The sequence below is a fragment of the Collimonas arenae genome, from assembly GCF_000786695.1.
Classification (GTDB): Bacteria; Pseudomonadota; Gammaproteobacteria; order Burkholderiales; family Burkholderiaceae_D; genus Collimonas; species Collimonas arenae_A.
On record NZ_CP009962.1, the window covers coordinates 2,433,253 to 2,447,172 of the forward strand.

Genomic DNA, 13,920 nt, shown 5'->3' on the forward strand with positions numbered 1-13,920 from the left:
GAAAAAAAACTCCGCCTGGTCGGGCGGAGTTTTCAAGACAGTCCTTCTTGATTTTTCAATCTTGCCTTCGATATTACTCGGCGACCTTGGTATCGCCGCGTCGCTTTGAGGCCAGCCAGCCACCGCCCAACACAACCACAAAACCCACTACGTAAGCAGCATAGTTGAGTCCTGGCAGGCTATCCCAGAATGCTCGCAGGACTGGCTCGGCAACGATCATGTGCATCGCGGTGTACACCAGGATCGCGGCGCCGATGAAGATCGTCAGCGGGAAGCGTTCGATCAGTTTCAGCGCAAGGGTCGAGCCCCAGACCATGATAGGCACTGAAATCAGCAGGCCGATAATCACCAGCGCCATGCTGCCTTTGGCGGCGCCCGCCACACCCAGCACGTTGTCGATACCCATCACGGTATCTGCAATGATGATGGTTTTCAATGCTGCGACCATGGTGGTCGCTTTCACGCCATGGGCTTCGCCGTCATCGGACTGGGTCAATAAGCGGTAGGCGATCCAGAGCAGGGCGAGACCGCCGACCAGCAGCAGGCCAGGCACCTTGAGTAGCCAGACCACGCCGATAGTCATCAGCACGCGGGCAATGACTGCGCCTCCGGTACCCCAGATAATGGCTTTGCGGCGCAGATGTTCAGGCAGGCTGCGCGCAGCCATCGCGATGACGATGGCGTTATCACCCGCCAGCACCAGATCGATAATGATAATTGCCAGCAGCGCGGTGAAGAATGAACCCAACGTCCAGTCAGCCATGCCGAGCATTGAAAGTAATCCAGAAAAATCCATAAAGTCTCCAACAGGGTTAGCGAATAACCTCAAGCATGGATAACAACAGGAGTGGCGAGGACTGCGACACTTTGCCTGCATGGTATCCATGCTGACAAAGGTCTTGCTCAACAGCGTTGCTGCCAAGGTAACCGGGTGCAGGCAGTGTGCCTGTTCCGTGATGACGACTACCTTGCAAAACATTGGGGCGGCCGGTGAATGATATCCGTCAACCAGTGCAATGTTTAGGAGCTACTCCCCTTTGAGAGGGTGTTGCACGCCAGAAGCTGTGCAACGACCGCAAATTATATATCAATCCGTAGAGACGAAAGGATTTTTTGCTCAACCTTTGCGCCAATAGTCCGGCTGGGCGTAAGCGCGTCGCAAAAAGTCGACAAATACCCGGATCCGCAGAGGCAGGTGCCGCCGTTGCGCGAACACCGCGTAGATATCGTTGCCCGGCGCTGCAAATTCGTCCAGCACCGTCACCAGCTTGCCGGATTCGATCTCGCTGCCGACTTCCCACATCGAGCGCCAGGCCAGGCCTTTGCCGGCCAGCGCCCAGTCGTGCAGCACCTGACCATCGTTGCAGACCATGTTGCCTTCTACCTTGACGGTGACGATCTTGCCGTTCTGGCGGAAGCTCCAGCCGCGCTGGCTGCCTTCGCTGCTGATCGCCAGGCAGTTATGCTTTTGCAGGTCATCTACGGTTCCCGGTTTGCCATGACGTTTGATATAGGCGGGAGAGGCCACCACGATGCGTTTGTTGTCCGCCAGCTTGGCGCCGACCAGCGACGAATCCGATAAGGAGGCAATGCGGATGGCGACGTCGATGCCTTCCCCAATCAGGTCGACCACGCGGTCGTTCAGGTTAAGGGTCAGGGTGACGTCGCGGTGTTCGGTGAGAAAAGAGGGCATCAGCGGCGCCACGTGCTGCCGTCCGAAACCCGCCGGGGCCGAAATCAGGAGATGGCCGCTGGCGTGGGCGCTGCGCTCGGAGACGGCGGACTCGGCATTTTCCAGGTCGGACAAGATGCGCTGGCAATCCTCCAGGAAGGCTTCGCCTTCATTGGTCAGCGCGATCTTGCGCGTGGTGCGTTGCAAAAGCTTCACACCGAGCCTTTCCTCTAACGCATCCAGGCGGCGTCCGATCATGGCTGGAGCGATGCCTTCGGCGCGGGCCGCGGCAGACAGGCTGCCTTTGGCGGCTACCTCGACAAACGTTGAGATTTGCTTGAATTGGTCCACTGCGTACGGTTGCCTCGATTTGTGGAAAGTCAGTGCTGTGATAAGCTCATTGCGGCCCACTTGTGACTAAAACGCATAGATCAAATGATAAATCGTTCAACCTATGATGATTTAGTTTAAATATACTATATAGCGTAAAAATTAGATAATGCCATTCGGGATTTTGCATAGCCGACATGGTAAAAAACGGAATGTAGCGCCGCACAATATAAGAGGTTGTTGCAAACACAGATGGCTAGGCGCTCCGACGAAGACAGTACGAGTAGTACGGCTAGGAGGAGCAACAACTCCAGGTGTGTTTGCAACAGCCTCTAAGTTGTGTGAGCGGTAGAAGAAACTGAACAATTCATAGAACTAACAGGAGTAGAGCATGACGCAACTGACACTGCCAGCAGGAATGGAAATCAACGGCGCGATCGAAGCTGGCTACGCGGAAATTCTGACCCCGGACGCGCTGGCGCTGGTCGCCAAGCTGAGCCGTGCTTTCGAAGTACACCGCCAGGAACTGCTGGCTGTGCGTGTCGAGCGCGCCAAGCGCCTGGATGCTGGCGAGCGTCCTGACTTCCTGCCTGAAACCGCGCATATCCGTAACGGTGACTGGAAGATCGCACCGATCCCGGCAGCGCTGGAATGCCGTCGCGTCGAAATCACCGGCCCGGTCGAGCGCAAGATGGTCATCAACGCCTTTAATTCGGGCGCTGACAGTTATATGACCGACTTCGAAGATTCCAACTCGCCGGTCTGGGATAACCAGATCACCGGCCAGATCAATCTGCGCGACGCAATACGCAAAACCATTTCGCTGGAACAGAACGGTAAATCCTACAAGCTCAATGACAAGGTCGCGACTCTGGTGGTGCGTCCGCGCGGTTGGCACCTGGATGAAAAACATGTGCTGGTCGACGGCAAGCGCATCTCGGGCGGTATTTTCGATTTCGCCCTGTTTATGTTCCACAACGCCAAGGAGCAATTGGCGCGCGGCGCCGGTCCGTATTTCTATCTGCCGAAGATGGAATCGCATCTGGAAGCACGCCTGTGGAACGATATCTTCGTGATGACGCAAAACGAACTCGGCCTGCCGCAAGGCACCATCAAGGCTACCGTGCTGATCGAAACCATCCTGGCTGCTTTCGAGATGGATGAAATCCTGTACGAACTGCGCGAGCACAGCTCTGGCCTGAACGCCGGCCGCTGGGATTACATTTTCTCCTGCATCAAGAAGTTCAAGCTGGACAAGGATTTCTGCCTGGCTGATCGCGCCAAGGTCACCATGACTGCGCCGTTCATGCGCTCCTATGCGTTGCTGCTGCTGAAGACATGCCACAAGCGCAATGCGCCGGCGATCGGCGGTATGGCCGCACTGATCCCGATCAAGAACGATCCGGAAAAGAACGATATTGCCATGGGCGGCGTTCGTACCGACAAGGCGCGCGATGCGACCGACGGCTACGACGGTGGCTGGGTTGCCCATCCTGGACTGGTTGAATTGGCCATGACCGAATTCAAGAAAGTGCTGGGCGACAAGCCGAACCAGATCAGCAAGCAGCGCGAAGACGTCAATGTCAGCGCCGCCGACCTGCTCGATTTCAAGCCGGAAGCGCCAATCACCGAAGCCGGCCTGCGCTACAACATCAACGTCGGCATCCACTACCTCGGTGCCTGGCTGGCCGGTAACGGTTGCGTACCGATCCACAACCTGATGGAAGATGCTGCTACCGCCGAAATCAGCCGCGCGCAAGTCTGGCAATGGATCCGCTCGACCAAGGGTGTGCTGGAGGATGGCCGTAAGGTGACAGCCGAGATGGTCGTTGCGATGATTCCGGAAGAACTGCTCAAGGTTAAGGCGCTGGTGGGCGAAGGCGCTACTTATGACCGCGCAGCCAAGATCTTTGAGGAAATGTCGACTTCGGCTTCTTTTGCAGAGTTCCTGACGTTGCCGTTGTACGAAGAAATCTAAATCCGCCCTGCGGCTCGGTGAGCCGTTTGCCTGAGAAAGAAGCCGGTCATACGACCGGCTTTTTTATTTTGATTCGAGTAGCTGTCCGACACCATTTGTGTGCGAAAAAATGAACGTGGCAATCCAACTTGCCTGGCCAAGTGAGAGCAGGGTGTCTAATAATTCACATTGACGGTAACGGTATCGGAGTAGCTGTCGGGCCTGTAATTGGCGCCCGGTACGGTCGCGTAGACATTCAGTGGCTGGGCCAGACCTGTTCCCGTCCCCGCCTTGCCATTACCCACCGTCGTCGAAGTCGCTGTGTTGCCCCATACCGTTCCGCTGGGGCCTGGCGTGGAACTGAGCTGGTAAGGCACCTTGTCGGTGTTGCCGCCGATGGAACCCGACATGACGCCAGCTCCAGCGGTGTTGGCGTTTGAGGGTGAAAGGCCTACGAAATAAGGCGTGCCATTGGTGCACGTCACGTTGATGCTGCTGCTGGCAGTGGTGTTGACCGCAGTCGACGGAATTGCACCGAAATTGACGTTATTGGTGGTGACAAGACAGAATTTTTGGACTGTCGCGGACGTGACAAACGTGGCGCTGCCAGTATTGAGTACGGTTGTGCCGCTCGAGCAAGAGCTCAGTGGCGTGTTGGCGTTGAGAGTGTAAGAGCCACTGACCGCGACGCCCAGCGTGCTGTTATAAGTACTCGCCGGCGCGCTCGTCTGTGTGCCAGGTAGTTGTGCGTAGAACGGCGTATTGCCATTGACAGTGGTTGAGAAGAGCAGGCCGGCCGGAATGCTCACTGGAATAAGCAGCGGTGTCGGCGTTGTCGGCGTTGCGGTGGAACCCCATATTTGGCTATCTCCAGCATTGGTGTATATCTGGTAGTTCAGCGTATTGCTGCCACTACTTAGCAAACGTGGATTGGCCTGCGCGCCACCGGTGCCGGTATTAAGATTGAGGCACATCGCGATGTTAGCCTGGGGAGACAAAATAAGTCCCAAGATTCCCGTGCTAGTACAGGACCAAGCGACCGAGCCGCTGACATTGACGGTTCCGGTTGCGAAATCGATGGTGCCGAACTGAACGTTAGCGATGGTGGGGTTGGGGCAATTGACTGACTGGGCCAGGGCCGAGCTTGGCAGGCTGACGCTGCCGAGTAGCAGCAGAACGAACAGCATCATGCGTTTAAAGTGATTGCTCATGGCAATGCGTCCTTGTGACAAAGCAGAGGACCGATCGCAGGAATGGTCTTGCTCTCGTTGTGATAATCGAAGCTTGCCCGGCAATCCCCGGCGGGCATATGCACGATGAGCGTGTTGTGTTCATCCAACGTATCCAGATAGACCGTACCATCGAACCCGATTATCGCGCCGTTACTGCTCTGGCCGTTGATGGTCACCTGGCTGCCGAGCGGCAACGGCTCGCCTTCGGCGCCATGCAGAATCACCGAGGCGGCGCGTATCGGCGTGATGCCAAAGTGCACCAGAGTCCCGGCGCGGTCGGTCGGCGTGGCAAGCGCCTTGACGCGATCGATCCGTACATCCGCAGGAAGATCCATGGGATCGATGCTGATCTGGTTGTTCTGATAGGCATTCAGCGGCGAGACCAGCAGCATGCCGCGGCTGTCGGTTGTGCCGATCAGGTTGTTCTCAAGTTTCACCGGCACCTTGGCGACGCCATCGGTGGATATCACGGCGAAACCATCATTGATATGCCGCGCCGCAAAGACATCGCTACCCATCAACACCAGCGCGCCGTCGGCGCCTGCATATCCGTAGCGCGTGTTGCCAACGGCGTTGACGCCGGCTTGCACCTGGCCATAGCGGCCCAGGTAGTCCAGCTCGCCCTGGCCGCCGTTCTGCTTATCACCCTGGCGCAATGCTGCGCGCCAGCTGAGGCCGCCCTCACTCGGCGGCGACTGGCTCGCATTGAGGACCAGGCCAGTGCCAGTACTATCGTGCTGCAGACTGCTGCTTACCGTCACATTGCGCTCCATCGAGAAGGTAGCGACCAGGAAGACGCTTCGTTCCGCCGCCTTATCCAGATTCTGATTGAGGTTCAGGCTCAGCGACGCTGACTGTCCCATGGATTTGGACCAATTTGCGTTGACATAGCGGGTGGCGTCCTGCAACGGGTAGCGCAGGTGTATGTAGCTAAGGCTGAAGTTGCCTAGGTGTTTGGTGCTGTAACCGGCTGCCATCTGCGCGCTGACGCTGGGCGGCGGCGGGCCGTAGAGTGTGGCCACGTCGCTGTAGTCGCCTGTGGTACGAATTCCGCTACCGCTGAAATTGAAGCGGTCGTTGCGCCAGCTGTAGCCCAGCGAGTACAACGTACCGCTTTGGCCTGCATGGTCGCTGCGGGCCAGCGATCCGGAAACCACGCCGCCGGCGCTGCCCAGCAACAAGGCACCGCCGCCGCCCGCGTTGATCAGGCCGCGGGTGGCTTCAGCATGCGCTTCCATCGTCATGTTGTTACTGACGCCGTAGCGCCAGGTGCCGCTGCCGGTGGGGTCATGGCTATAGCCGAACGATTCCAGCCCGTAGTTTTCGCGCACTACGCCGAATTCCGCCGACCAGTCGGACAACCCTTTCTGCAGCAGCCGGTGTTCGTCGTACAACGAGAAATTGAGTGTGGTGCTGCGGCCCAGTGTATCGGTCAGTACCACCTGCGCGTTGCCTGCGCCACTGATGTTGGGAATCGTGCTGAGCTGGAACGGTCCGGCCGGTACCTTGCCGTTATATTGCTGGATGCCGTTGACATACAACTGCACATTGGACGGCAAAGTGGCGGAACCGATGAATGACGGCAGCGGCGCCGTAATCAGATAGGGCTGCAAGGCGAAATTGGTACCCAGTTGTACACCTGCGATGCGGGTGGCGCGCGACCAAGACAATGCGTCGGTCAATGTGTCGCCGATCCGCAGGGTCAACCGGCTGTCCGGAAACGAAGTGCTCCAGCTGGTATCGAGGCGCACGGAACGGTTTTGCCAGTGATCGCCAGCGCTGCGGGTAGCCTGTGAGAGGGCAGTGGAACTCAGTACGCCACTGTCGTTAAATGCGCGTATTTCGGTGAACGCGCTCACGCTGCTGCTACCGTTCTGGCCACCGGTGCCGTAGATGTTGTAGTTCAACAGGACGCCGGGCGAGGCTGTGGCGCGTGGGCGGTTGTTCTCAGGCGCATTGAGCACTGTCGTGTCCAGCTTGAGTATTTGCAAGGGCGCATTGATCGTCACGGCCTGGCGACTGGCTTCATAGTTGACTTCCACCCCTTGCATGCCGCCCAGGCGTACCGGATCCGGTGTATTGGCCGGCAGGACGAAACCAATCTGGCGCAGAGTCTCGGTACTGGCCCATAGTTCACCGTTAAGGTAGCCGAAATGTACGAGGCCACCGTCGGCGCCATTGAGAGTGACTTCAAGGTACAGATCGGTGCCGCCGAGACGAACTACGCTATCGCTATTGACGGAGATAAGCTTGGTATGTGCTACCTGGTCTGCTGTGGCCGTATCGGCGGCATAGCTGCCGGAAACAAGCAAGCTTTGCAGCAGAATGAGCTCAGCGAGAGCGGTCGGCCAGCGAAAGATGTTGCGCGCTCTTCGCACCATTGATCATCGCCTCGAGAGTGCCGCCAGCGGCAAAGACTGCTGCGGATGGCTTGAGCATCCAACGCATGGTTGCGCCGGGTAGAACGTAGCCAAGCAAGCCTGGGGTGATTTCAGTGCGACGACCGGTGGGATCGACGTAATTCAATCCGGCCAGCTGGGCATGGCTGCCACCGCGATTGCTGACCACCAGCATCACATGATCGCCATCGCGTTCCAGGCTCCATTGCAGCTGCGATGGAGCAATAGAAGTCGCTACAGGTTCGACAAAAATGGGGACCGAGTAATGCAACACAAACTGCAGTCCCTTCTTGCTTGGTGTGTCGAACTGCTGTTCTTTTTTGCCTGACGTGTCGATCGGTAGTTCGTCAATCGCCAGCCGGTAGGCATCTTCCACCGCATCGGCACCATTGGGTGGCGCACCGGTCCGGATGATCCGGATCAGCTGGCGTTCGCCAATTCCCAGCTCGAGCATCGGCGGACTGATCACCAGGCCGCGAGACGGCGTAAGCTGATCGCCCTGGCCGTCTTGCGTCCAGTGGTATACGCGTACCTGTGCATGCACCACGTTGTCGCCGGTGTTGCTGAGCCATAGCCCGTCGGCGTTTTGCGTAGCCTTCAGGCTGACGGTAGTAGGTGCTACCTGCAAGCCGCTGGCGTCAACTTTTCCGACGGCAGCTAGCAGGCAGATCAGCAGACTGCCGCACAATGCATATCGCAACCAGGCGTGTTTTATGGAAGAAATCAGAAGTTCACGTTGACGGTGACGGTATCGGCATAGCTGTCCGGCGTGAAATTGGCGCTGGCAGCCGTGGCGTAGACGTTCAGCGATTGCGGCAGGCCGGTACCGGTGCCGGCTACTCCATTGCCGACCGTGGTCGAGGTGGCTGTGTTGCCCCACACAGGACCCGTGGCGCTAGTTTGATTCAGTTGATACGGCACCAAGTCAGCAGAAATCGCATCGGTCGTACTCATGGCGCCACTGCCGGTAGTGGTGCCGCCGTTGGCGGCTGACGGCGCAAGGCCAACATAGTACGGCGTAAGTTTTGAACATGTCACGCTGATAGTGTTGGTGCCGGTAGTATTCACGGCACTGGAACTCACTGTGCCTAAATTGATGTTGGAAGCGGCGCCAGCCGTCACGGAACATGCCTTCTGGATTGTGATCAACACCTGGAAGGTGGCCGTGGCTGGGCTGGCGGCAGTGGCAGGAAGAACAAAACCACCAGTGACAAGTAAAGCGGAGGCAAACAGTATCTTGTTGCACGACATGACGTCATCTCCCAATGGGTATTTTTAAGAAAAACCTCGAACTAGCATCAGTTTTCCAGCTCGCCACCATTGCAATAACTTGGATATTTTTTTGTGGAACATTCACCGTTAGATATTTTCCTCAGTGAAATATTCGCTTGTGATTATATTGAGGCCTTAAAGGAAGCGTCGTCAAGTAACATTTGGTTTTTTATTGAAAACATATGAGTGCCAGTAAATTATAAAATTTCTTGTCGGAGTCAATGAATATCATGCGAGAAGGCTGGCAGTTAATTGTTGCATTTGTAATGCAACAATAATATAATGGTCCCATCGCGGAAATATTCCCCGCCTTCATTCAGCAGGGAGCAGAGCCATGCAATTCACCAAATTCACTGATTTCGGTTTGCGCGTCCTGATGTATCTGGCGGCAACTCCGGAGCAGGGCATGATTACCGTGGGCGAGCTGGCCGTCCAGTTCGATATTCCCAAGAACCATCTGAACAAGGTCGTCAATCGCCTGGTCAAGCTGGGATGGATCAGTGCGACGCCGGGCCGCAACGGCGGCTTGCGGATGGCGCAAGCGCCGGCCAGCCTGCATCTGGGCGATATCCTGAGTGCGCTGGAAGGAGACAAGGGCTTGGTAGATTGCGATGAGCCGCCTTGCGTACTGCGCGGCAGCTGTCATTTGAAGCGCGTGCTGGATATCGGCCAGCGGGAATTCTACGCTGGCATGAACCGGCACAGCTTGGCCGAACTGGTCTCGCCGCCTACCTCTACCGTGATTGCGCGCATGCATTTCCAGCCGATGGCAATTGCCTGATTCTACTGAAGGCCGGAGCGCCGCCTGGCGGCGCATTTTTTTAATCTAATTGTAGTATTTTAAATGTCACAATAGGAGTTGATTATGCTTTCCACTGCTTCCCGTCCCTATATCGCCGCTTCCGTCCCTGTTTTGCGTGAACATGGCGTCACCATTACCCGTTGCTTCTACCAGCGTTTATTTGTCGCCCACCCTGAGTTGAAGAATATTTTCAACATGCCGAACCAGGAATCCGGTACCCAGCAGCAGGCGTTGGCCTCGGCCATCTTTGCCTACGCTGCCAATATCGATAATCCCGATGCGCTGGCGCCGGTTATCAGCCGCATCGTGCAAAAGCATGTGAGCCTGGGAATAAAGGCTGAGCACTATCCGATCGTCGGCAAACATTTGCTGGATGCGATTGCAGAGATCCTCGGCGCTGCGGCCACGCCGGAACTGTTGGCTGCATGGGCCGAAGCCTATGGCTTGCTGGCCGATGCCCTGATCGCGGAAGAGCGTAAGCTTTACCAGGCGCATGGCGTCGAACCGGGCGAGTATCGTTCGATGACTGTGATACGCAAGCAGAAAGAAAGCGAAACGGTCACGTCCTTTTATTTGCAAGCGAGCGACGGTTCCGAGCTGCCGTCCTTCCAGCCCGGCCAGTACATTAGCGTCGCCGTCAATGTCGCGGAACTGTCATTGCGCCAGTTGCGGCAGTACAGTCTGTCCGATGCGCCCGGCACCGGCTATTGGCGTATCAGCGTCAAGCGCGAAGAGGGGAGTCCGGCGGGCCTGGTATCGAATCTGCTGCATGACCAGTACCAGGAAGGCGACGTACTGTGGGTCAGCCCGCCTTGCGGCGACTTTGTTTTGTCGCCGGAGAGTACCGTCACGCCGCTGGTAATGATCAGCGCCGGCGTCGGCGTTACGCCGATGATGAGCATGCTGCACAGTAGTCTGGAGCACAGTCCGGAACGGCCAGTCAATTTCCTGTATGCCACGCTCGACGGCCAGCACCATCCGCTCAAGCATGAGTTGAACAAGCTGCTGTTGCAGCATGCGCAGATGCAGTCGTATGTTGCTTATGAGCGGCCGGCGGCGAACGATTGTGTGCCGCAGGATTATCAGCAACAAGGTTATCTGCGGCTGGCGGCGGTGCCGGATGCCTTGTTGCCGCAGAACGCCGTGTATTTCTTGTGCGGACCTGCGCCGTTCATGCAAGCGCAACGTAAGGCTTTGCTGGAGCGCGGCGTCGCCGAGCAACAGATCCAGCAGGAAGTCTTTGGGCCATCTTTGCTGGAACATTTGCAATAAGCGCAGAGCAGGACAATGGCCGGCGTGCAATGCGCCGGCTAGTTATGGCTGCAGCCTAGCACCGGGTCAAGCCGGTACAAATATCTCCCTTCCGAATGTCAAACAATACGTTAGCTACAGGCGAGTAAATGTCTAATTGTTCCTGTGGAATCGGCGATGTATACATGATGACGATTCTCATTTTGATGTGGTAATGTTCCACTCCTAAAAATTTATTAATGATAGGAAGACGATGCGAATTCATTGGCTTTTTGCCGCACTGCTGGTTCCAGGCATGACGATGGCAGCGGAGGGGATGTGGACGCTGGACAATTTACCGAAGGCGAAGATGCAGGCCGAATACGGGTTTACTCCGAACGATGCGTGGATCAAGCGCACCATGCTGGGTTCGGTGCGGATTGCCGGCGGCTGCTCGGCATCCTTTGTATCGAAGGACGGCCTGGTGATGACCAATCACCATTGCGCATCCGAATGCCTTGATCAAATGTCGACGGCGAAAAAGAACCTGATCAAGGATGGCTTCCTGGCCAAGAATCGTGAGCAGGAACTGAGCTGTCCTGAGATCGAACTGAACCGTCTGGAGCAGATCACCGACGTCACCACCCAAGTCAAGAGCGCGACCGCTGGCCTGGATGGCGCGGCCTTCAAGAATGCACAAAACGCGATCAAAGCCAAACTGACTTCAGCATGCGTCGGCAACGATAAGGAAACCGTGCGCTGCGACGTCGTCGATTTGTATCATGGCGGCCAGTACCAGGTTTACAAATATCATCGCTTCCAGGACACCCGCCTGGTATGGGCGCCAGAAAAAGCCGCGGCTTTCTTCGGCGGCGATCCTGATAACTTCAATTTCCCGCGCTACGATCTCGATATCACCTTGCTGCGTGCCTATGAAGACGGCAAGCCTGCCAAGATCGAGAACTATTTCCCGTTCAGTAAAAATGGCGCCGAAGAAGGCGAAATGGTATTCGTCACTGGCCAGCCGGGTTCGACCCAGCGCCAGCTGACCGTATCGCAGCTGACTACTTTACGCGACCTGACGTTGGTCAACACCCTGATCCGCTTGTCGGAATTGCGCGGCGTGCTGGAACAATACAGCAAGAGCAGCCCGGAAGCGGCTCGCAATGCGGGTCAAATGTTGTTCGGCGTAGAAAACGGCTACAAGGCCCTGCGTGGCCGCCTCAGCGCCTTGCAAGACCCGGTGCTGATGCAGCAAAAGCAAGACGATGAAACTGCACTGCGTAAATTTGTCGCACAAAATCCAGCCTTGCAAGCCAAGGTGGGCGGCGCCTGGGATGCGATCGCCGCTTCCCAGCAAGCGTATCGCCAGATCGAAGCGCCTTACGGCATGATCGAAGGCGGTCGCGGTTTCAACAGCAAGTACTTCAGCTACGCACGCGACCTGGTGCGTGGAGCAGAAGAACGCGCCAAACCGAATGGCGAACGGCTGCCGGAATATGCCGATGCCAAGCTGCCTGAGGTCGAGCAGGAGCTGTTCTCTACAGCGCCGATATACCCTGATTTCGAAAAAGTGACACTTGGGCTGTCGTTCACCAAGATGCGTGAAATCCTCGGCGCCGACGATGCTTTCGTCAAGCAGGTACTCGGTAAGCAAACGCCGGACCAGCTCAGCGCCGCTTTGATCGATAACACCAAGCTGGGCGACCCGGCGGTACGCAAGGCGCTGTGGCAGGGCGGCAAGGAAGCCATCCTGAAATCCAACGATCCTTTCATCAAAATGGAGTTGGCGCTGGATTCGGCCTCGCGGGCAATTCGCAGCCGTTATGAAAAAGAGGTGGAGTCAGTCCAGCAAAAGAATTCGGAGCTGATTGCCCAGGCGCGTTTTGCGCAACAAGGCACCAGCGCCTATCCGGACGCGACGTTCACCTTGCGCCTGTCCTATGGCGAAGTGAAGGGCTGGAAAGAGGGCGACAAACAGATCCCGCCGTTTACCACTATCGGCGGCGCGTTTGAGCGCGACACCGGCGCCGACCCGTTCGCCTTGCCGGCATCCTGGCATGCTGCCAAGGCAGCGGGCAAGCTGAACCTGGCGCAACGCTACGATCTGGTCACAACCAACGACATCATCGGCGGCAATTCCGGCAGCCCGATGATCAACCGCAACGGTGAGATCGTCGGCCTGATTTTCGACGGCAATATCCATTCGCTGGGTGGCGCGTTCTGGTTCGACCCGCGCTACAACAGGTCGGTTGCTGTGCATAGCGGTGCGATTCTGGAAACGCTGAAAAATGTCTACGGCGGCGAGGAACTGGCCAAGGAAATCCTGGCGCATTGAAACGGATAAGTCTTCTATAATAAATCCCTCCCGGCGGAAACGCCCGGAGGGATTTTTCATTGCAGCTCCCATCGATAGCCCATCATGAAGGAGAGTGATTTGGAAATATTAATTCTTGGCCTGGTTCTCTTTCTAGGTCTTCATCTGATTCCCACCTTGCCATTATTGAAAGCAAGGTTGGTCCAGAGTGCCGGTGAAAATCGCTACAAAGGCATGTTTGCGATCCTGTCCGCGCTTGGACTGATTCTGATTATCTTCGGCTATGCCAGGGCCCCGGCCGAACCTCGGCTGTTCAATTCATTCATAGGTGCGATCCATGGCGCACCGCTGGCAATGGTGATCAGTTTCATCCTGCTTGCGGCGGCAAATATGAAGACGCATATCCGCGCATGGGTAAAACATCCGATGTTGCTGGGGATAGGCATCTGGGCTCTGGTGCACTTGCTGGCAAACGGCCATGCCAAAGCCACGGTGTTGTTTTCCGCGTTCCTGGCTTACGTCGTGTTTGATTTGATTTCAGTCATCAGGCGTCAAACATACAAGCCATTCGTACCGGCGCTAAAGTTTGACGTGATCGCCGTTATCTCGGGTTTGCTGCTGGCGTTGCTGGTCATGACTTTTCATCGCCAGTTGATGGGCGTGGCGGTGGTGCCTTGGGGTGTATAGCAAGTTCCGGTGGGCCGGTGGC

General features: G+C 56.7%; 11 protein-coding genes. 5 read left to right on the forward strand and 6 right to left on the reverse strand.

Annotated elements, in window-relative coordinates:
- Positions 1-73 precede the first annotated feature (73 nt).
- Both LT85_RS10910 and LT85_RS10915 read right to left on the reverse strand, forming a co-directional pair.
- Positions 74-772: a TerC family protein gene (locus tag LT85_RS10910; RefSeq protein ID WP_052135058.1), complete on the reverse strand. Its 699-nt coding sequence runs from the start codon at positions 770-772 to the stop codon at positions 74-76.
- Positions 773-1,117: 345 nt separating this feature from the next.
- Positions 1,118-2,023, reverse strand: coding sequence for a LysR family transcriptional regulator (locus LT85_RS10915; RefSeq protein WP_038488494.1), 906 nt, complete (start codon positions 2,021-2,023; stop codon positions 1,118-1,120).
- 370 nt (positions 2,024-2,393) lie between these two features.
- On the opposite strand from LT85_RS10915, the gene aceB reads away from it, so the two are divergent.
- Positions 2,394-3,980, forward strand: coding sequence for a malate synthase A (aceB, locus tag LT85_RS10920; RefSeq protein WP_038488504.1), 1,587 nt, complete (start codon positions 2,394-2,396; stop codon positions 3,978-3,980).
- A gap of 155 nt (positions 3,981-4,135) precedes the next feature.
- Here aceB and LT85_RS10925 read toward each other — a convergent pair whose 3' ends face one another.
- From LT85_RS10925 to LT85_RS10940, 4 genes are read right to left on the reverse strand one after another with little or no spacing between them, the layout of a single operon-like run.
- Positions 4,136-5,170 carry a Csu type fimbrial protein gene (locus tag LT85_RS10925; protein ID WP_052135059.1) on the reverse strand — a complete coding sequence of 345 codons (1,035 nt, stop codon included), beginning with the start codon at positions 5,168-5,170 and terminating at the stop codon, positions 4,136-4,138.
- A complete protein-coding gene (locus tag LT85_RS10930; RefSeq protein ID WP_038488505.1) occupies positions 5,167-7,572 on the reverse strand; it encodes a fimbria/pilus outer membrane usher protein in 2,406 nt (801 codons plus the stop codon). Before LT85_RS10930 ends, LT85_RS10925 begins: the two co-directional genes overlap by 4 nt.
- Positions 7,523-8,278: a fimbrial biogenesis chaperone gene (locus LT85_RS10935; protein WP_253273714.1), complete on the reverse strand. Its 756-nt coding sequence runs from the start codon at positions 8,276-8,278 to the stop codon at positions 7,523-7,525. The genes LT85_RS10930 and LT85_RS10935 overlap by 50 nt, the downstream gene beginning before the upstream one ends.
- Positions 8,279-8,313: 35 nt before the next feature.
- Positions 8,314-8,841 (reverse strand): Csu type fimbrial protein, encoded by a 528-nt coding sequence (locus tag LT85_RS10940; RefSeq protein ID WP_052135060.1) that lies wholly within the window; start codon positions 8,839-8,841, stop codon positions 8,314-8,316.
- Between the two features lie 355 nt (positions 8,842-9,196).
- Between LT85_RS10940 and LT85_RS10945 the strand changes: the two genes are divergently transcribed.
- From LT85_RS10945 to LT85_RS10960, 4 genes are all read left to right on the forward strand, one after another.
- The gene (locus LT85_RS10945; protein ID WP_038488510.1) at positions 9,197-9,643 is read left to right on the forward strand and encodes an RrF2 family transcriptional regulator; all 447 of its coding nucleotides are present in this window, start codon (positions 9,197-9,199) and stop codon (positions 9,641-9,643) included.
- A gap of 84 nt (positions 9,644-9,727) precedes the next feature.
- On the forward strand, positions 9,728-10,936 hold the full coding sequence (hmpA, locus tag LT85_RS10950) for an NO-inducible flavohemoprotein (protein ID WP_038488512.1): 1,209 nt from the start codon (positions 9,728-9,730) through the stop codon (positions 10,934-10,936).
- Between the two features lie 232 nt (positions 10,937-11,168).
- On the forward strand, positions 11,169-13,232 hold the full coding sequence (locus tag LT85_RS10955) for a S46 family peptidase (protein ID WP_038488514.1): 2,064 nt from the start codon (positions 11,169-11,171) through the stop codon (positions 13,230-13,232).
- A 99-nt stretch (positions 13,233-13,331) separates the two neighbouring features.
- Positions 13,332-13,898: an NnrU family protein gene (locus LT85_RS10960; RefSeq protein WP_038488517.1), complete on the forward strand. Its 567-nt coding sequence runs from the start codon at positions 13,332-13,334 to the stop codon at positions 13,896-13,898.
- Positions 13,899-13,920: the final 22 nt, after the last annotated feature.